Origin of the sequence: Streptomyces hygroscopicus subsp. hygroscopicus (assembly GCF_001553455.1) — a bacterium.
GTDB classification, from domain to species: domain Bacteria; phylum Actinomycetota; class Actinomycetes; order Streptomycetales; family Streptomycetaceae; genus Streptomyces; species Streptomyces hygroscopicus.
In genome coordinates this window covers 1-18,922 of record NZ_BBOX01000324.1, presented here as the reverse complement: position 1 = coordinate 18,922, position 18,922 = coordinate 1, and the positions used below count along the sequence as shown (strand labels likewise).

Sequence of the window (18,922 nt, the reverse complement as noted above, 5' to 3'; positions counted from 1 at the left end):
CCACCCGCACTCGCCACCCGCAGCACCCGCACCCCCACCCGCCATCAGCGCTCCGCCACAGGTGTGTTCGAGGGCGCGGGTGAGGGGTCGTCCGGGGTCCGGGGTGGGTCGTCGGAGGGGTCCGGCGGGGTGGCCGTGGGCTCGGGGGCCGGGCCCCGGCCCTCGATCAGCACCACCGCGCCCGCCGGGTCCACCGTGACCCGGGCGCGCCAGTGACCGGCCGGTTCCCGGTCATGGTCCACCGAGACCGTGATGGTCGTGGAGTCGCCGGGCCGCAGCATCCCCGCCGTATGGCTCAGCTGGAGCCAGGGCGCCCCGGCGGAAGCCGACCAGCGCACCGGTGAGCCGCCGGACGCGGTCAGGGTGATGACCGTCACCTCGCCCTCGGGCTGCGCCGTGACCGTGAGCCGCCCCGGGCCGGGGACGGGCCGGGAGGGTCCGGAGCCGTCCCCGGGGCGCCCGCCGGCCGGGGAGCCGTCCGGGCGGGAGGCGTCGCCGCCCTTGCGCCCCGGCCGTCCCCCCTTGCCGTCCGCGCCGATGACCTCGACCGACAGATCCGCCCCGCGCCGCCCCGCCTTGGCACCCCGGCCGGGGCCGAACCGCGTGCCGGAACGGTCCTGCGCGCTGCCGGTCTGCTCGTACGAGCGCCGGGTGAGCCGGTCCTGACCGGCCGGGGCCTGGTCGGTGGCGTCCACACCGGCGGCGGCCACCGAGTCCGTGTCGCGTTCGTCACCGGCGAGCGGGGCGCCCCAGTAGGCGGCCCACAGCGCCAGCACCGGGGCCGCCACGACCGTCGCGACCACCGTCGTCGTCACCGCGCGGCTGCGCATCCGGCTGCGGCGGGCGGCCCGGTCCTGGGGCTCCAGCGGAAAGCCGCGCCGGTCGAACCGCGGCCCGGCGCCCACCCGGGCCGGGCGTCCGCCGACCGCGCTCAGCATCGCCGCGTGCACGGCGGCCCGCGGCGCCTCCACCACCGGCAGCGCGGCGGGCGCGGCCGCCGTACCGGGCCAGGGCCCGTCGGCCGTCGCCCGCTCGGCCATCCGGCGGCACTCGCGGCAGTCGTCCACATGGCGCACCAGCTCACGGCGGAGCGCGGCGGAGAGCAGCACCTGGGTGTCGCCCGCGAGCCGCGCGACCACCGGGCAGTGGCCCAGCTCGACGACGGCGAGCGCGGCGCGGGTCCGCTCCACCTCGCAGGCGGCGCTGGAGATCAGGGCGCGGGTCTCCTCCTGGCCCTTGCCGAGCACGGCGGCCACCTCGGACGGGCCGAGCCGGTGGCGCACCGCCAGCTCGAGCGCCTCCCGCTGCTCGGGGGTGGTCCCGGCGGCCTCCGGCCAGGCCAGGGCGGCCAGTTCGCGGCGGCGCTGGGCGGCGAGCGCCTCGGGCAGTTCGGCCCCGGCGCCGTCGTCCGGGGTGTCCGTCCCCGTACGGTCCCGGCGCTCGGCGAGCTTGCGCAGACAGGCCCAGCGGGCGACCGCGTAGAGCCAGGGGCGGGACAGCTCGCCCTCCGTATCCGTATCCGTCCGGCTCCAGCTCCGGCCCCGGCCGCGGCGGCGCTCGGCCACCGCCAGCACATCCCCCACCGCGACGGCCGCGGCGTCGTGTTCGCACAGGGCCGACAGGCAGTAGGTGAACAGGCCGTCGAGGTACGGCTCGTAGCGTTCGGGAGGCCGCTGGGGGCGGGTGGTGGTGGAGCGGGGCGCACGGCGCTGCGCCCGGTGGGTGCCGGTGGCCTGTGTCGAGTGCTCGGACCTGCTGCTCATCACCCGGCGACGGTAGGCGGATGATGCAGACTTCCTCGCGCCACTTGCGCGGTTTTAACCCTTACGGGTGACCATCTCGCTCATAAGGGGACAGGTGTCCCCCTCCGGCGGCCGCAACCTGCTATGCGCTCACGGGTCGCCGCCGGGCCCCGCCGGAGGCTTCCGGCCATCGCGTCCGCACCGCCGTTCGGCTCTGTCGGTGGCCGACGCTAGCGTTACGGCATGGCTGCCCGTAGCTCCTCCCGCTCATCCGCCAAGGACCGGCCCTCCTACCGCTGCACGGAGTGCGGCTGGACCACCGCCAAGTGGCTCGGCCGTTGTCCGGAGTGCCATGCGTGGGGCACGGTCGAGGAGTACGGCGCGCCCGCGGTGCGGACCACCGCACCCGGCCGGGTCACCTCGGCGGCCGTGCCGATCGGCCAGGTCGACGGCCGTCAGGCCACCGCGCGGAGCACGGGCGTGGACGAGCTGGACCGGGTGCTCGGCGGCGGGCTGGTCCCGGGCGCGGTGGTGCTGCTCGCCGGGGAACCCGGCGTCGGCAAGTCCACGCTGCTGCTGGACGTCGCCGCCAAGGCCGCCTCCGACGAACACCGCACGCTCTACATCACCGGTGAGGAGTCGGCGAGCCAGGTGCGGCTGCGCGCGGACCGCATCGGGGCGCTGAGCGAGCATCTCTACCTCGCCGCCGAGACCGACCTCTCCGCGGTCCTCGGCCATCTCGACTCGGTCAAGCCCTCGCTGCTCGTCCTGGACTCGGTGCAGACCGTCGCCTCGCCCGAGATCGACGGCGCGCCCGGCGGCATGGCGCAGGTGCGCGAGGTGGCCGGGGCGCTCATCCGCGCATCCAAGGAGCGCGGTATGTCCACGCTGCTGGTGGGCCACGTCACCAAGGACGGTGCCATCGCGGGGCCCCGGCTGCTGGAGCATCTGGTCGATGTCGTCCTGCACTTCGAGGGCGACCGGCATGCCCGGCTGCGGCTGGTCCGCGGGGTGAAGAACCGCTACGGGGCGACGGACGAGGTCGGCTGCTTCGAGCTGCACGACGAGGGCATCACCGGGCTCGCCGACCCCTCCGGGCTGTTCCTCACCCGCCGCGACGAGCCGGTGCCGGGCACCTGTCTGACGGTCACCCTGGAGGGTCGCCGTCCGCTGGTGGCCGAGGTGCAGGCGCTCACCGTCGACTCCCAGATCCCCTCCCCCCGCCGCACCACCTCCGGCCTGGAGACCTCCCGGGTCTCGATGATGCTCGCCGTCCTGGAGCAGCGCGGCCGGATCAGCGCGCTGGGCAAGCGGGACATCTACAGCGCCACGGTCGGCGGGGTGAAGCTGTCCGAGCCCGCCGCGGACCTGGCCGTGACGCTCGCGCTGGCCAGCGCGGCCAGTGACACCCCGCTGCCCAAGAACCTGGTGGCGATCGGCGAGGTGGGGCTCGCGGGCGAGGTCCGGCGGGTCACCGGCGTGCAGCGGCGACTGGCGGAGGCGGCCCGGCTCGGCTTCACCCACGCCCTGGTGCCGGGCGACCCGGGCCGGATCCCGGACGGGATGCGGGTGCTGGAGGTCGCGGACATCGGTGACGCGCTGCGGGTGCTGCCCCGGCGGCGGGAGCGGGGCGACAAGGCGCGGGCGGGCGCGGAGGACCACGGCTGACGGGGCGAGGGCCGTGGCACACATGGCCGAGGCGGCGAAAAACCACGACTCACATGGCTGAGACACATGGCACACGTGGCCGAAGACGGTGGCATACGTGGCCCGCGACCATGGCACACATGGCCCACGACGGTGGCACACATGGCCGAGGCGGCGGGCGGGGCGCCGGAGGGACACCGTGGCACACCGCCGACGCACGTCCGAGGCACGGCCGACGCACGTCCGACGCACGTCCGAGGCACGGCCGACGCACCGGCAGCACACTGGTGGCACACCGGCCGGAGGCGAGGCCGAGTGCCCTGGTGAGGGCGTGCGGCAAGGGGTGGTGAGCCATGTGGCGCGCGGCGCGGAGGGGGTCGTACTCCGTTTCACGCCCACGGGCGTACGCCGGGAGACCCCACGGGAGGCCAGTGGCCGCCGGTAGACTTTGCCCTGGTCTCGCCCGTACGTGGCCTCGCACACCGGCATGGCAGGGCGACTCGCGGCACCGACAGACCTTGCGACGGAGGAGTGCAGTGGCAGCAGGCGACCGGGCAGCGGCACCCGGCAAGGCCGATGGTCTGATGCGTGCCTCCCTGAGCGCGGTCGCGCCCGGCACGGCGTTGCGCGACGGCCTCGAGCGCGTCCTCCGGGGGAACACCGGCGGCCTGATCGTGCTCGGCACCGACAAGACCGTCGAGTCGCTGTGTACCGGCGGCTTCGTCATCGACGTGGAGTTCACCGCGACCCGGCTGCGCGAGCTGTGCAAGCTGGACGGCGCGCTGGTCCTCGACAAGGACATCACCAAGATCGTGCGAGCCGGGGTGCAGCTGGTCCCGGACGCGGCGATCCCCACCGAGGAGACCGGCACCCGGCACCGCACCGCGCAGCGCGTCTCCATCCAGACCGGGTTCCCGGTGGTCTCCGTCAGCCAGTCGATGCGGCTGATCGCGCTGTATGTCGACGGCCAGCGGCGGGTCCTGGAGGACTCGGCGGCCATCCTCTCCCGCGCCAACCAGGCGCTGGCCACCCTGGAGCGCTACAAGCTCCGCCTCGACGAGGTCGCGGGCACGCTCTCGGCCCTGGAGATCGAGGACCTGGTCACCGTCCGGGACGTGAGCGCGGTCGCACAGCGGCTGGAGATGGTCCGGCGCATCGCCACCGAGATCGCGGAATACGTGGTCGAGCTGGGCACCGACGGCCGTTTGCTCTCCCTCCAGCTGGACGAGCTGATCGCGGGCGTCGAGCCGGAGCGGGAGCTGGTGGTGCGTGACTACGTCCCGGAGCCGACCGCCAAGCGCACCCGCACGGTGGCCGACGCGCTCGCCGAGCTGGACCGGCTGACCCACGCCGAGTTGCTCGAACTCCCCATCGTGGCGCGGGCGCTGGGGTACTCCGGTTCGCCCGAGACCCTCGACTCGGCGGTTTCGCCGCGCGGCTTCCGGCTGCTGGCGAAGGTGCCGCGGCTGCCGGGCGCCATCATCGAGCGGCTGGTGGAGCACTTCGGGGGTCTGCAGAAGCTGCTGGCGGCGAGCGTGGACGACCTGCAGATGGTGGACGGCGTGGGCGAGGCGCGGGCGCGCTCGGTCCGCGAGGGCCTGTCGCGGCTGGCCGAGTCGTCCATCCTGGAGCGGTACGTCTAGCGTTTCCCCGGCCGGTACATCGTCCACGTTCCCCGAAGCGGTACGCCTGGCGTTTCCCGGCGCGGTACGCCGTCCAGCGGTCGTCCGCAGGACGTCCAGCAGTCGACGCCCCTCCCCCACACGTCCACACGTCGTCCGCGCGTCCGTCCGGGCCGGGCGCCGCCCGTGTACCGGCGCCCCGGGATGCTCCGGGGCGCTCCCTAGTCCTTCTCGAGGACGAACGACACCTGGGCGGTGCCGAGGCCGTCCACCTTCGCCTCGACCAGATACGTACCGGCCTTCGCCGACGCGCTGCCCGAGGGGGTGGCGCAGTGCTCGGCGCTGCGCTTGCGGTCCCACTCCACGGTGCGCTTGGTCTGGCCGGAGCCCGGCACCTCGACCAGCGCGGTGGCGCTGCCCTCGGGGCAGTCGCCGGAGGCCCAGACGTGGGCGTTGTCGGCGTCCGTGATGGTCAGTGAGGCCGCCGCGCGCCCGAAGTCGACCTTGCAGGACTTCGACTTGGTGTTCTTCACGACGATCTCGAACGTGGGCTTCTCCTCCGGCGCCCAGGTGTTCTTCACCTTGGAGCCCTTGACGCTGCGCACCGCCAACTCCACGTCGCCACGGCGGCAGTCCGGCAGGCTCGACCCGGCGGGCAGGGCCTGTCCGGTCCCGGTGCCGAGGCCGTCGCCACCGCCCCCGCCGCCACCCGCCCCACCGCCCGAGGAGCCGCCCGAGCCGGAGCCGCCGCCACCACCCGAACCGCCGCCGGTGTCCTCACCGCCGTCGTCCGAGCCGCCGCTGCCGCCCGAGCCGCCCGAGCCGGAGCCGCCGCCGTCCGACTCGTCGCGCCCACCCGGCCGTTCGCTGTTCACCGGGCCGGAGGAGGAGGGCCCCGGGGTGATCGTGCTCGCGGGTCCCCCGCCGCCCGCTCCCTTGCCCTCGTCACTTCCGCCGTCGCCCGAACCACCCCAGCCGAAGGCCCAGATGACGAGGAACAGGATGCCTATGAGCATGGCCAGCGCAACGGCCCTCCGCCGCCAGTAAATGGAGGAGGGAAGCGGCCCGATCGGATTGCGCAGAGATCCCACGCGGAAACTCTACGAGAGATCGGCAGCTTTACCGGCCAATAACCCTCGCTACGGGCCCTACTTTTCTCATGATCCGACCGGATCCCGCACATGAGGCCGTCCCGAGGCCGCACCTGGCACGCTCCGAGGGCGCCCCCGGCACGCCCCGGGGCCGCACCCCGGCACGCCGCGAGGCCGCACCCCGGCACGGCAAGCGGCCATCCGTTCCCCCATCGGCGCCCGGATTGCACGATTTCGCGGCGCCGTGGCGCGGCTCGACCCGAACGCCCGCGCCCTGGGCCCCCGCGGGCCGTCCCGTCGTGTCAGGATCGAGAGCGATGACTGCCATTTCCGCTTCCGCCGTCCCGGCCGCCGCATCCCCCGACCCCGACGGAGCCGTTCTGCACCGGCCCGTCATCGACTGGTTCGACGCGCACGCACGCGACCTGCCCTGGCGCCGCCCCGAGGCCGGCGCCTGGGGTGTGATGGTGAGCGAGTTCATGCTCCAGCAGACCCCGGTGAACCGGGTGCTGCCGGTCTACGAGCAGTGGCTCGCCCGCTGGCCGCGCCCGGCCGACCTGGCCGCAGAACCGCCCGGTGAGGCGGTCCGCGCCTGGGGCCGGCTCGGCTATCCGCGCCGGGCGCTGCGGCTGCACGGCGCCGCGGCCGCCATAAGAGAGCGGCACGGCGGCGACGTGCCGAGCGACCACGCCCAGCTGCTGGCGCTGCCTGGCGTGGGTGAGTACACGGCGGCGGCCGTGGCCTCGTTCGCGTACGGCCAGCGCCATCCGGTGCTGGACACCAACGTCCGCCGGGTGTTCGCCCGCGCGGTCGGCGGCGCGCAGTACCCGCCGAACGCCACCACCGCCGCCGAGCGCAAGCTGGCCCGCGCCCTGCTCCCCGACGACGAGCCGACCGCGGCGCGCTGGGCGGCCGCCACGATGGAGCTGGGCGCGCTGGTCTGCACGGCCCGCACGCCCGACTGCGCACGCTGCCCGATCGCCACGCTGTGCGCCTGGCGCCAGGCCGGTTCCCCGGAGCACGACGGACCGCCACGGCGCGGCCAGACCTACGCCGGTACGGACCGCCAGGTGCGCGGCAAGCTGCTCGCGGTGTTGCGGGAGGCGGTGGCGCCGGTGCCGCAGGCGGCGCTGGACCGGGTGTGGGACGAGCCGGTGCAGCGGGCCCGCGCACTCGACGGGCTGGTCTCCGACGGGCTGGTGGAACCGCTCGCGGGCGGGCTCTACCGGCTGCCGCTGACCTGAGCCGGATCGCGTCACGACACCGCCCCGGCCCTGACGCCACGACACCGCCCCGGCCCTCACGTCACAGCACCGTCACCGGGCCGGGGCACCTCACGTCACAGCACCGCCACCGGGCCGGGGCACCTCACGTGACAGCACCGCCACCAGCCTGGGCCACCTCACGTCATCACGTCACAGCACCGCCACCAGGCCCCGGGCCCAGGCCCGGGCCGGGGAACGCCTCGTCACGGCCCGGTCTGTGACAGAGCTGTGACACCGCCAGGACCCGGTTCTGACACTGCGTCGCACCGGGTTCCGTTGTTACACAACCTATGGGTAGCTGTGCGTTCGCCGAGGTGCTGATGCACATGGCGCCGCAACAGCGCCTCCGTAGCGTCCTTCCCGTGCCGACCGACAGGCCGGCCACACCAACGGTGGGGGAAGAGGGCGGTCCACGCCCTGTGAAGGCGGATGGAGGCTGCGATGTGCGGCAGTGGCAAGGTTCTGGACTTTGAGGAGTACGTGCGGAATCGGCAGGACGCGCTGCTGCGCAGCGCCCGTCGGCTGATCCCCGACCCGATCGAGGCACAGGACCTGCTCCAGACCGCCCTGGTGCGCACCTACGGCCGCTGGGACGGCATAGCCGACAAGTCGCTCGCGGACGCCTATCTCCGCCGCGTGATGATCAACACCCGTACCGAGTGGTGGCGCGCCCGCAAGCTGGACGAGGTGCCCACCGAGCAGCTTCCGGAGGCGAGTGTCGAGGACGGCACCGAGCAGCACGCCGACCGCGCCCTGCTGATGGACATCCTTTCGGTGCTCGCTCCCAAGCAGCGCAGTGTCGTGGTGCTGCGACACTGGGAGCAGATGACGACGGAAGAGACCGCGGAGGCGCTCGGTATGTCGACCGGAACGGTCAAGAGCACGCTGCACCGGGCGCTCGCCCGGCTGCGGCAGGAGCTGGAGAGCCGCGATCTCGACGCTCGCGCGCTCGGCCGTCAGGACGGGGAGGGCAAGCCGGCCGCCACGGTCCGGAAGCACACGCGGGTCCGGCGCGGCCGCCAGGAGCGGGGGCAGGAACGGTGCGCGGCCTGACCAGGGCCTCGCCCGGTGGCACAGTCATGATCGCGGGTGGCGCGGTCGTGGGCCTCGTCGCCGCGGGCGGCTGGATGCTGGCCGGATGCGGTGCGGCGGGCCAGGGTGTGCGCAAGGAGGGACCGGCGCGCACCGAATGGGCGTCCGCCGCGGCGGACTCGGGCGCGTACGCGGGCGGCCCCGCGTCGGGCCTGCCGTCCCGGGCCCGGCAGAAACTGGACGCGATCAAGCTGGTCAAGGCGGACCCCGAGGTCAGCGACGACCTGAAGGCGAGCCTGAAGCCCTGCGACAGCAAGCCCGAGGACAAACCCGAGGAGAAGCCCGAGGACACGCGGGAGGGCAAGCGCGAGGTCAAGGGCTACCCGGTGGACGTGGCCTACGGCCGGCTGACCGGCGACACCGCGTCCGACCTGGTCATCAACGTCATGACCTGCGCCGACGGCTTCGGTATCGGCTCGTATGTGTACCGCAAGGTGGGCGGCCGGTACGAGAACGTGTTCCGCGACGAACAGCCGCCGGTCTACGCCGGCGTCGCCAAGGGCGCGCTGCGTGTGACCAGGCTCTCCTACGCCTCCGGGGACGCGGTCTGCTGCCCTTCGAGCGAGGACGTGCTCACCTATCGCTGGACCGCGGCGCGGAAGGTGTTCACGGTGGTGTCCCGCAAGCACACCGACTACAGCAAGAATGTGCCCAAGGACGAACCGGCCCCGGCGCGGACCGCGGGGGCCGACGACGGAACGGAAGGCTGAACCGAGGCTGTGGCCGAGACCCATGTGCTCTTCGTCGAGGACGACGATGTCATCCGTGAAGCCACGCAGCTCGCCCTGGAGCGCGACGGCTTCCTCGTGACGGCGGCGCCCGACGGGCTGACCGGCCTCGAGCGCTTCCGGGCCGACCGCCCCGATATCGCGCTGCTCGATGTGATGGTTCCGGGCCTGGACGGGGTCAGCCTGTGCCGCCGGATACGCGACGAGTCCACCGTGCCCGTGATCATGCTCTCGGCGCGGGCCGACTCCATCGATGTGGTGCTCGGCCTCGAAGCCGGCGCCGACGACTATGTGACCAAGCCCTTCGACGGCGCGGTGCTGGTCGCCCGTATCCGGGCCGTGCTGCGCCGGTTCGGCCACGCCAGTGGCCCCGGCGGCCGGGCCGGGGAGGCCGCCGCCGAGGAGCCGGACGGCGGGGTGCTGCGCTTCGGCGATCTGGAGGTCGATCCCGAGGGCATGGAGGTCCGCAAGGGCGGCCGGCGGGTCGCGCTCACCCCGACCGAGATGCGGCTGCTGCTGGAGTTCTCGGCCGCGCCCGGCACCGTGCTCTCCCGCGACCGGCTGCTGGAGCGGGTCTGGGAGTACGGCTGGGGCGGGGACACCCGGGTCGTGGACGTCCATGTGCAGCGGCTGCGCGGCAAGATAGGCCAGGACCGGATCGAAACGGTCCGTGGCTTCGGCTACAAGCTCAAGGGCTGAGCCGGGGTGCGGCGGTTGGCATTGCGTACCGGGCTGCGGTGGAAGGTCAGTCTGGCCATCGCCGCCGTGAGCGTGCTCGTCGCGGTCGTGCTGAGCCTCGTCGTGCACAACGCGGCCCGCGTCTCGATGCTCGACAACAGCCGCACCGTGATGGACGAGCGGGTGAAGGTCGCCCAGCGCTGGTACGAGCAGTCCCGGGTGCTGGGATTCGGCGCCAAGCTGGACGACCCGCGCCTGCCCGAGCAGCTGAAGAAGGAGGCGTGGCGCGGGCAGCGCGCCACCTATCTGGAGGATTCCGGCACCGGCACCCCCGAGGTGTGGGCCTCGGTGCCGCTGCGGAACGGCAAGGTGCTGTCCGTCCACACCAAGTTCCAGGACCGCTTCGCCGTCCTCAACGACCTCGACCGGGTACTGATCATCGGCGCGGTGGCGGTGGTGCTGGGCGGTATCGCGCTGGGCGTGCTCATCGGCGATCAGCTCTCCCGCCGGCTGCGCAAGGCGGCCACCGCCGCCCGCAAGCTGGCCGAGGGCGACTCGGAGGTCCGGGTGCGGGAGGCGATCGGCGGCCGGGTCCGCGACGAGACCGACGATCTGGCGCGTGCGGTCGACGGCATGGCCGAGGCGCTGCAGCAGCGGCTGGAGGCGGAGCGCCGGGTCACCGCCGATATCGCGCATGAGCTGCGCACCCCGGTCACCGGGCTGCTCACCGCCGCCGAACTGCTGCCGCCGGGCCGCCCCACCGAGCTGGTACGGGACCGGGCGCAGGCGATGCGCACCCTGGTCGAGGACGTCCTGGAGGTCGCGCGGCTGGACGGCTTCGCGGAGCGCGCGGAGCTTCAGGAGATCGCGCTGGCCGAGTTCATCACCCGCCGGGTCCGGGCGGTGGCCCCCGACGCGGTGATCACGGTGGTGCGCGACGCGCATGTCTCCACCGACCCCCGGCGGCTGGAGCGGATCATGGGCAATCTGCTCGCCAACGCCGCCCGGCACGGCAAACCGCCCTTCGAGGTCACCGTCGAGGGGCGGGTGCTGCGGGTCCGCGACCACGGCCCCGGCTTCCCGGAGGAGCTGCTCAAGGACGGGCCGAGCCGGTTCCGCACCGGCAGCAAGGACCGCGCGGGCACCGGGCACGGCCTGGGCCTGACCATAGCCGCGGGCCAGGCGCGCGTCCTGGGCGCGCGGCTGACGTTCCGCAACGCCGATCCGGCGACGGACGGGGCGGACGGCGAGGGGCGGGGCGCGGTCGCCGTGCTGTGGCTGCCGGAGTCCGCGCCCACCAACACCGGCAGCTTCCCGGTCATCGAGGTGCCGGACTGAGCGCCACGCGGTGCGGCGACGCACCGCACAACGAAACGCGGCGCAACGGGACGCGGCAACGAGCACGACGGAACACGGCACAACGGAACACGGCCGGCGCATCCGCGCCGGCCGTGTTCCGTTGTGCCCCCCCATTCGCCTTCCGGCTCAGACCGCCTCGACCACCGTGGCCGGACGGTCGGCCGCGTCCCCGTCGCCGTCGCCGTCCGAGGACTTGACGGCGGCCCCGCGCAGCGGGACCTCCTTGACGAACCAGGCCGCGACGAAGCCGACGATGCTGATCAACGAGCCCCACAGGAACACCTGGTGCGCACCGCTGGCCACGGCGTGGGTGTACGCGTCCCGGATGGCCGGCGGCAGCAGCTTGAGGCTGGCGGGGTCGAGCTGGGCGCTTCCGGAGGTGACGGCCGCGCCCTTGCTGCCGACCCGCTCGGCCATGGTGTCCCGCACCTGGCTGGTGAACAGGGCGCCGAGGATCGCGACGCCGAAGGAGCCGCCCAGGGTGCGGAAGAGGGTGGCGGAGGAGCTGCCGACGCCCATGTCCTTCATCTCGACGCTGTTCTGGGCCACCAGCATGGTCGTCTGCATCAGGCAGCCCATGCCCATGCCGAGCACCGCCATGTAGACACCGGAGGTGAAGCGGGTGGTCTCGGTGTCCATCAGCGACAGCAGGAACATGCCCGCCATGATCAGGAAGCCGCCGACGATCGGGAACACCTTGTACTTGCCGGTCTGGGTGGTGACCCGGCCCGCGACCAGCGAGACGACCAGCATGCCCAGCAGCATCGGCAGCAGCAGCAGTCCGGAGTTGGTCGCCGAGGCGCCCTGGACGGTCTGCTGGTAGAGCGGCAGGAAGGTGGTCGAGCCGAACATCACGAAGCCGGTGAGGAAGCCGATGGCGGTGACCAGCGTGAAGTTGCGGTTGCGGAAGATGTGCAGCGGCAGGACGGGCTCGGCGACCCGCTGCTCGACGTACAGGAACACGGCGAGCGAAACGACACCGAGCGCGCCGAGCCCGATGATCTGGGCGGAACCCCACGCGTACTCGTTGCCGCCCCAGGTGGTGATCAGCACGAGCGCGGTGATGCCCACGGTCAGCAGGGCCGCTCCGGCGTAGTCGATCCGTCCCTCGGCGCGCTTCTTGGGCAGGTGCAGCACCGCGCTGATCGCGAAGAGCGCGACCGCGCCGAGCGGCAGGTTGATGTAGAAGATCCAGCGCCAGCCGAGGTGGTCGGTGAGGGTGCCGCCGACCAGCGGGCCACCGATCATGGCCACGGCCATCACACCGGCCATGATGCCCTGGTACCGGCCGCGCTCACGGGGCGGCACCAGATCGCCGATGATCGCCATCACCCCGACCATCAGACCGCCCGCGCCCAGGCCCTGGAGCGCCCGGAAGCCGATCAGCTGGCCCATGCTCTGCGCCATGCCGGACAGCGCCGAACCGAGCAGGAACACCGCGATGGAGGTGAGGAAGACCCCCTTGCGGCCGTACATGTCGCCCAGCTTGCCCCAGATGGGGGTCGAGGCGGCGGTGGCCAGGGCGTACGCGGTCACCACCCAGGACAGGTGGTCGAGGCCCCCCAGCTCGCCGACGATGGTCGGCATCGCGGTACCGACGATCATGTTGTCGAGCATCGCGAGCAGCATCGCGATCATCAACGCGAAGATCACCACACTGGTGCTCCGCTGCTTCGGCTCGGCCCTGCCCCGCTCCCCCTGAGCGCCCTGAGCAGGCTGAGCCGGTCGCGAAGCGGATGGCGCTTCGCTTGGTGATTGTTTGCCGACCATGTTCTCCGTCTCCCCCCGGGTGGTGATGAGAGCCCTGACGCCCACTTACTTGCCGCCCGGCTAGTTCAGTACAGTGGAGTACAGTAAGGCGGCAACTAGCCGGGCGTCAAGTAAGTTTCGTTCGGCCTGCCACGGCAGTCACAGCAGCACAGGAGAGCACCATGGGCAGCACACCGCGGCGGGGCGACACCCGTCAGCGCATCCAGGACGTGGCCCTGGAGCTCTTCGCCGCGCAGGGCTACGAGAAGACCTCACTGCGCGAGATCGCCGAGCACCTCGAGGTCACCAAGGCGGCGCTCTACTACCACTTCAAGACCAAGGAGGACATCGTCCTCAGCCTGTTCCAGGACCTGAGCCGGCCGCTCGACGAGCTGATCGCCTGGGGCGAGGAGCAGCCGCGCACCCTGGAGACCAAGCTGGAGCTGCTGCGCCGCTACAGCGAGGCCCTGGACAGCGCCGAACCGCTGATGCGTTTCATGCAGGAGAACCAGGCGACGGTGCGCGAGCTGAGCATCGGGCAGATCTTCAAGAAGCGGATGTTCGCGATGTCCGCCCTGATCCTGGACCCCGAGGCGCCCCTGCTGGACCAGGTGCGCAGCGTCACCGCCCTGTTCAGCCTGCACGCGCGGATGTTCGCGCTGCACACGGTCGAGGGCGACCCCGGGGACAAGCGGGATGCCGTCCTGGAGGTCGCCCTCGATCTGCTGACGCAGGCTCACGCGTCGGCGGAGCACGGTGACGCATGAGTCACGGACGCGTGCATCACGAACCCATGCGTCACGGACCCGCGCACCACAGACCCGCGCACCACAGACCCGTGCATCACGGACGCGCGCACCACGCCCGACCGGGCGTCAGACCTTGACCCCGTGGTCGCGGAGGAACCTGAGCGGCTCGACGGCCGAGCCGTAGTTCGGCGTCGTACGGATCTCGAAGTGCAGGTGGGGACCGGTGGTGTTGCCGGTGTTGCCGGACAAGCCGATCTGCTGACCGGTGGTCACGGTCTGGCCGATCCGCACGTCGATCCGGGACAGATGCGCGTACTGCGAGTACGTCGCGTCGTCGTGCTTGATCACGATCGCGTTGCCGTACGCGGGGCCGTCACCGCCGCCGTTCGGGCCCGCCTTGACGACCACACCGCCGTGCACCGCGTGCACCGGGGTGCCCGACGGCACGACGAAGTCCTGACCGCTGTGGTTGTGCGACCACAGGTTGCCCGCCAGTCCGAAGGCGGCGCCTATCGAGTACGTGGAGACCGGGGTCTCCCAGGCGTCCGCCTTCTTCTTGGCGGCCGTGCTCACCGACGGAGCGGTGACGCCCGTGGACGCCCCGGCGGCGAACGCGGTGCCCGCGCCGCCGAGCGCGAGGGAGGCCCCCAGGCCCACCGCGATCACGGCGACGCGAGCCCGGGACACGGACGAATGCGAATAACGGCGGTTGGTGGCGCGCGGGGCCATGGGAAGTACCTCCAGAAGCGTCTTTGGGACGCCTCTTGTTATCCCGTTGCCGATGAATAGCCAAGGCGTTGTTCTACTAAGCGGTTACGTAGACAATTGCGTATGCGGATGCGTTCCTCCCGGATATTCCCGCAGACATCCGTAACACCTCTGACCTGCGACATCCCCTATTCTCCGTAGTAGGCCCCGAATGGCCTGTGCGCGATGTCACCTTCGGGCGGGACTTTGGGATGTCCGGTTCGGGACCAAGGTCCTCACCCCGCTGTACGCTGTCCGGCCAGGGTCACCCGACTACCGGGGGGAAATGGGACCGTGGAACCCGCAGCCATTGGCGCTCGCCTCGCCTCGGGCGTCGTCGCACCGCTCATCAGGAAACTGTTCGTCCAGGAGGGGCCGGGCGCCGGGCTGGTCGGCCGCCCGGTCCGCATCTCCTCCCTCGTCTCGTTCCGGGGCGAGCAGCGCACGCTGACCGAGAAGGACCTCAGCAAGCTCGCCGCCGAGCTGGTCGCACAGGCCACCCGGCACGCCGGCCCCGGCGAGCGGCCGTGCCCCGCCGACGAGGACAAGATCGTCGCCCTGCACCTGGCCACCACCCTGCACACCCTGGGCGACCTGGACATGGACGACGTCCAGGCGGTGCGGCTCGGCCACCGCGCCCTGGCCCGCGCGCTGATCGACGCGACCCTCGCCCAGGGCAACAAGCTGTTCCTCAGCCAGGGCGGCACCGTGCTCTACCAGCGGCTGCTGGACACCGCCTGCCTGCACATCCTGCACTTCTTCACCCAGCGCTCGACCTTCGTCGCCCGCACCCTCGTCGAACAGAGCGGCCAGCTCAACGAGCTGATCACCAAGATCGACATCCTGATCGAGCGCATCCCCTCCCAGTCGGCGCAGGACGCGCGGTTCGAGCGCCGGTACGCCGCATACATGATCGGCAAGCACTCCGCGCTGACCATCGTCGGGATCGACCTCAGCCACGCGGAGGCCGCCTGGCCGCTGGACGCCGCGTACCTCAGCCTCGAGGCCGTCCCCTCCCACCAGGACCGCCCCGAGGAGGCGTTCGAGGAGACGTTCGAGGGCACGGCGGACGCCGCCTCGCCCGCCGCCCTCCCCGCCGCCCTCCCCGCCGACCGGGCACTCTCCGGCCACCAGCGGGTGCTGCTGCGCGGCACCGCGGGCTCGGGCAAGACCACGCTCGTCCAGTGGCTCGCCGTCCACGCCGCGCGCCAGGAGCCGCCGCGCGGGCTGGAGCAGCTGATCGGCCGCGTCCCCTTCGTTCTCCCGCTGCGCACCATCGCCCGCCGGGACGCGCTGCCCTCCCCCGCCGCGTTCCTGGCCGCGGTCCACAACCCCCTGGACGGCGCCCAGCCGCCCGGCTGGGCCGACCGGGTGCTGTCCGCCGGCCGCGGACTGCTGCTGATCGACGGCATCGACGAGATCCCCGAGCGCGACCGCGAGCGCACCCGGGCCTGGCTGGCCGACCTGCTCATCGCCTATCCCGACAACCTGTGGCTGGTCACCTCCCGCCCCTCCGCCGTCGCCGACGACTGGCTCGGGGCGCAGGGCTTCACCGAGTTCACGCTGTCGCCCATGAGCCGCGAGGGCATGGCGGCGTTCATCGACCGCTGGCACGACGCGGCCCGCCAGACCTGCCGCACGGAGGAGGAACGGGCGGCGCTGCGGGACTACCAGTCCGCGCTGCACACCGCCGTCCGCACCAAGCAGGACCTCAGCAGGCTCGCCACCAACCCCCTGATGTGCGGCCTGATCTGCGCCCTGCACCGCGCCCGGCGCGGCTATCTGCCGCCGGGCCGCAAGGCGCTGTACGACGCGGCGCTGTCGATGCTGCTGACGCGCCGCGACACCGAGCGCCGCATCTACGCGCCCGGTGACGTCCAGCTGGACGAGGAGCCGCAGATCCAGCTCCTCCAGCGGCTCGCCTACTACCTGATCCGCAACGGCGAGGCCGAACTGGACCGCGACCGCGCGGAGCGCCTCATCGAGGAGGCCCTCCCCTCCGTCCCCTCCGCCCAGGCGCTCGGCGACGCCCCCGCCATCCTGCGCCATCTGCTGCTGCGGAGTGGGCTGCTGCGCGAACCCTCGGCGAACACGGTGGACTTCGTCCACCGCACCTTCCAGGACTACCTGGGCGCGAAGGCGGCGGTGGAGGCGTGGGACGTCGGTCTGCTGACCAGGAACGCGCATGACGCGCAGTGGGAGGACGTCATCCGCATGGCGGTGGCGCACGCCCGGCCGCGCGAGCGGGCGGAGCTGCTGGGGAAGCTGCTGGTGGAGGCGGCGCGCTGGGACCCCAAGGCGTCGCTCCGGCAGAAACTGCTGGCCATGGCCTGCCTGGAGCACGCGCCCGATCTGGACCCGGCGGTCCGGGACGAGGTCACGCGGAACGCGATGGAATTCATCCCGCCCGTGGACATCCCGCGAGCCCGGGAGCTGGCCACGGTGGGCCCGCTGGTGCTGGATGTCCTTCCCCCGCCGGAGGGGCTGACCGACGAGGTGGCGGAGTGCTGCGTGGTGACGGCCTCACGGATACCGGTGGACGCGGCGATCCCGTATCTGGCCCGGTTCGCCGACCACCCCTCGATCGCGGTGCGTGCCCAACTGGCGTCGAGCTGGGGGCGGTTCGACACCGAGCGCTATTTCCATGAGGTGATCCTCCGCCTGGACCGGGACGGCCTGTACTTCGTGGCCGAGTCCATGGAGCATCTGCGCCTGCTCGTGGACACCGGGCCGCGCCCTTGGCTGATCCTGCGCGGAGGCTTCACGGAGGACGAAATCAGGAACGGCCTCCGGGGGGAGGAGGTGACGCGGCTGCGGCTGACCGGAAACGACCTGGTCAGCGATCTCGGCGCCGCGCTCGGCCAGCTGACGCACCTCGAGACGCTCTACGTGACCGCCTGCCCCCTGGCTCGCGACCTCGGCCCGCTGTCGGAACTCCCCCTCCGCACGCTGGTATTCGAGCCATCCTCGCTCTCACTTCACGCGGACCCCCTCCCGGAGGGCCTGAACACCCTGGTGGGGCTGGAGCGACTGAAGATCGCCGTCCGTGAGGCGGACATCCAGCCGCGCAGCTTCCCGCCCGGGATCACCTGGCTGGATGTGCAGGTGGTGGGAGACGGCCTGGGCGCTATGCCCTCGGCCTTCCCCCGGCTGCGGCATCTGCATGCCGCGTTCGTGAACGGGAGTCCCCCGCCCGTCACCCTGGCCCCGCTCGCCGCCCTCCCCGACCTGCGGACCGTCACCATCGTGGGCGCGGAGGTCGTGGACGCGCACGCGCTCCCCGGCGTCACCGTGACGGCATCGGGCGCTACTCCTCCCGGCTGATCCACTCGTTGCTGCCCAGCGGGTAGTCGTAGCCGGGGCGGCCCGCGGCGGCGCTGGTGCGGAACGGGGTGCCGTTGTTGTCGATGTGCACGGTGCCGCGGCGGTTGCCGCTGGACCAGTCCAGGGAGAGATCCCAGCGGACGTCGTGCGCCCTGGTGTGGGCGGTGACGTAGAAGACCTCCGGGTCGGACTCGCTGACCTTGTACGGGAAATCGCGCTGCCCGTTCTTGACGGTGACGGTCGGGCTGCCGTTGTCGAGGTCGACGTCGAACGACTTGGTCTCGACACCGCCGCCGCAGCCGACGCCCATCGAGTAGTCGTTCCAGGCGAGCGGGGCGCCCTTGGTGACGACGCGTACGTGCAGCGCCTCCAGGACGACGGTCTCCTTCCCGGCGCCCTGCACGGTGAGGGCGACGCGCTGCTCCCCCGAGGAGACCGCGCCGTACGCGGCGGACCAGCGGGGCGCGTTCTGCTCGGACGCGGGCGGGCCGACCTGCTCGGGTTCGGCGTCGACGAGGAAGTGCTGGCTGCACGGGCTGTCGTAGACGTAGGGGCGGGTGGCCACGTTGACCGGTACGCCGCCGGGGTGCTCGTCGGCGCCCCCGCCGCCGTCGGTGCCCCCACCGCCATGGGCGGACTCCGACGCCGAGGCGGAGGCGGAGGGCTTGCCGGACTTCGCGCTCCGGGACGGCGACGGGGAGGCCGACGCGGAGGGCCGCTTGTCGTCCGCCCGGCCGCCGGCGGAGGCGGTGCCGGTGGCCGGGGCGGCGGCCCCGGCGGCCTTCCGGTCACCGCCGTCGTCCCCGGAGGACGACAGGTCCACGGCGAGCACGACGGCTCCCAGGACGGCGGCCACGGCGACGGAGGCGATGAGCGCGGTGCGGCGCCGACGGGACCGGGGCCGTACGGGGGTGGAGGGGGCGGGGCCGCCGACAACCGGGGCATCGCCTCCGCCGGGTTCGCCGAGGTCGCGGGGTTGGTCGGGGTCGCGTGGTTGGCGGGGGCCGCCGGGGGCGCGGGAATCGCCGCTGGGATCGCGGGGTTGGCCGCCGGGGGCGCGGGAGCTGCGGGGGTCGCGGGAGCCGTGGGGGTCACCGCCTACGGACGTGGGCTCCGTCCCGCCCATGGC

At 72.8% G+C, this 18,922-nt stretch carries 14 protein-coding genes; 9 read left to right on the top strand and 5 right to left on the bottom strand.

Features of this window, described 5'->3' with window-relative positions; translation table 11 throughout:
* Window positions 1–44: 44 nt before the first annotated feature.
* Window positions 45–1,763: a BACON domain-containing protein gene (locus tag AXW62_RS29405; protein WP_060947185.1), complete on the bottom strand. Its 1,719-nt coding sequence runs from the start codon at window positions 1,761–1,763 to the stop codon at window positions 45–47.
* A 222-nt stretch (window positions 1,764–1,985) separates the two neighbouring features.
* Here AXW62_RS29405 and radA point away from each other — a divergent pair, with 222 nt between their 5' ends.
* Both radA and disA read left to right on the top strand, forming a co-directional pair.
* A complete protein-coding gene (radA, locus tag AXW62_RS29400) occupies window positions 1,986–3,410 on the top strand; it encodes a DNA repair protein RadA (RefSeq protein WP_060947184.1) in 1,425 nt (474 codons plus the stop codon).
* Window positions 3,411–3,973: 563 nt separating this feature from the next.
* Window positions 3,974–5,032 carry a DNA integrity scanning diadenylate cyclase DisA gene (gene disA / locus AXW62_RS29395; protein ID WP_060947187.1) on the top strand — a complete coding sequence of 353 codons (1,059 nt, stop codon included), beginning with the start codon at window positions 3,974–3,976 and terminating at the stop codon, window positions 5,030–5,032.
* Between the two features lie 200 nt (window positions 5,033–5,232).
* Here disA and AXW62_RS29390 read toward each other — a convergent pair whose 3' ends face one another.
* Window positions 5,233–6,102 (bottom strand): hypothetical protein, encoded by an 870-nt coding sequence (locus AXW62_RS29390; protein ID WP_060947183.1) that lies wholly within the window; start codon window positions 6,100–6,102, stop codon window positions 5,233–5,235.
* 317 nt (window positions 6,103–6,419) lie between these two features.
* Here AXW62_RS29390 and AXW62_RS29385 point away from each other — a divergent pair, with 317 nt between their 5' ends.
* The 5 genes from AXW62_RS29385 (at window position 6,420) to cseC (ending at window position 11,203) form a co-directional block, all read left to right on the top strand.
* Window positions 6,420–7,346, top strand: coding sequence for an iron-sulfur binding domain-containing protein (locus AXW62_RS29385; protein WP_060947182.1), 927 nt, complete (start codon window positions 6,420–6,422; stop codon window positions 7,344–7,346).
* A gap of 462 nt (window positions 7,347–7,808) precedes the next feature.
* Window positions 7,809–8,420, top strand: a complete 612-nt coding sequence (locus tag AXW62_RS29380; RefSeq protein ID WP_030843201.1) for a SigE family RNA polymerase sigma factor — start codon at window positions 7,809–7,811, stop codon at window positions 8,418–8,420.
* On the top strand, window positions 8,408–9,169 hold the full coding sequence (locus AXW62_RS29375; RefSeq protein ID WP_244503250.1) for a hypothetical protein: 762 nt from the start codon (window positions 8,408–8,410) through the stop codon (window positions 9,167–9,169). The genes AXW62_RS29380 and AXW62_RS29375 overlap by 13 nt, the downstream gene beginning before the upstream one ends.
* 9 nt (window positions 9,170–9,178) lie before the next feature.
* Window positions 9,179–9,886, top strand: coding sequence for a two-component system response regulator CseB (gene cseB, locus AXW62_RS29370; protein ID WP_030843195.1), 708 nt, complete (start codon window positions 9,179–9,181; stop codon window positions 9,884–9,886).
* Window positions 9,887–9,892: 6 nt separating this feature from the next.
* Window positions 9,893–11,203 carry a two-component system sensor histidine kinase CseC gene (gene cseC, locus AXW62_RS29365; RefSeq protein ID WP_060947181.1) on the top strand — a complete coding sequence of 437 codons (1,311 nt, stop codon included), beginning with the start codon at window positions 9,893–9,895 and terminating at the stop codon, window positions 11,201–11,203.
* A 147-nt stretch (window positions 11,204–11,350) separates the two neighbouring features.
* On the opposite strand, the gene AXW62_RS29360 is transcribed toward cseC, so the two are convergent.
* On the bottom strand, window positions 11,351–12,994 hold the full coding sequence (locus tag AXW62_RS29360) for an MDR family MFS transporter (RefSeq protein ID WP_063817682.1): 1,644 nt from the start codon (window positions 12,992–12,994) through the stop codon (window positions 11,351–11,353).
* 161 nt (window positions 12,995–13,155) lie between these two features.
* Between AXW62_RS29360 and AXW62_RS29355 the strand changes: the two genes are divergently transcribed.
* Window positions 13,156–13,740, top strand: a complete 585-nt coding sequence (locus AXW62_RS29355) for a TetR/AcrR family transcriptional regulator (RefSeq protein ID WP_060947179.1) — start codon at window positions 13,156–13,158, stop codon at window positions 13,738–13,740.
* Between the two features lie 108 nt (window positions 13,741–13,848).
* On the opposite strand, the gene AXW62_RS29350 is transcribed toward AXW62_RS29355, so the two are convergent.
* Window positions 13,849–14,451 carry a M23 family metallopeptidase gene (locus AXW62_RS29350; protein ID WP_060947178.1) on the bottom strand — a complete coding sequence of 201 codons (603 nt, stop codon included), beginning with the start codon at window positions 14,449–14,451 and terminating at the stop codon, window positions 13,849–13,851.
* 312 nt (window positions 14,452–14,763) lie between these two features.
* Here AXW62_RS29350 and AXW62_RS29345 point away from each other — a divergent pair, with 312 nt between their 5' ends.
* Window positions 14,764–17,793: an NACHT domain-containing protein gene (locus tag AXW62_RS29345; RefSeq protein WP_060947177.1), complete on the top strand. Its 3,030-nt coding sequence runs from the start codon at window positions 14,764–14,766 to the stop codon at window positions 17,791–17,793.
* On the opposite strand, the gene AXW62_RS29340 is transcribed toward AXW62_RS29345, so the two are convergent.
* A partial coding sequence (locus AXW62_RS29340) for a transcriptional regulator (protein ID WP_252368781.1) occupies window positions 17,777–18,922 on the bottom strand: 1,146 nt, incomplete at its 5' end. The genes AXW62_RS29345 and AXW62_RS29340 overlap by 17 nt on opposite strands.

Excerpts from the sequence above, each read along its gene's own strand:
- AXW62_RS29405 (WP_060947185.1), bottom strand. The coding sequence starts at position 1,763 with ATGAGCAGCAGGTCCGAGCACTCGACACAGGCCACCGGCACCCACCGG.
- radA (WP_060947184.1), top strand. The coding sequence starts at position 1,986 with ATGGCTGCCCGTAGCTCCTCCCGCTCATCCGCCAAGGACCGGCCCTCC.
- disA (WP_060947187.1), top strand. The coding sequence starts at position 3,974 with ATGCGTGCCTCCCTGAGCGCGGTCGCGCCCGGCACGGCGTTGCGCGAC.
- AXW62_RS29385 (WP_060947182.1), top strand. The coding sequence starts at position 6,420 with ATGACTGCCATTTCCGCTTCCGCCGTCCCGGCCGCCGCATCCCCCGAC.
- AXW62_RS29380 (WP_030843201.1), top strand. The coding sequence starts at position 7,809 with ATGTGCGGCAGTGGCAAGGTTCTGGACTTTGAGGAGTACGTGCGGAAT.
- AXW62_RS29360 (WP_063817682.1), bottom strand. The coding sequence starts at position 12,994 with ATGGTCGGCAAACAATCACCAAGCGAAGCGCCATCCGCTTCGCGACCG.
- AXW62_RS29355 (WP_060947179.1), top strand. The coding sequence starts at position 13,156 with ATGGGCAGCACACCGCGGCGGGGCGACACCCGTCAGCGCATCCAGGAC.
- AXW62_RS29350 (WP_060947178.1), bottom strand. The coding sequence starts at position 14,451 with ATGGCCCCGCGCGCCACCAACCGCCGTTATTCGCATTCGTCCGTGTCC.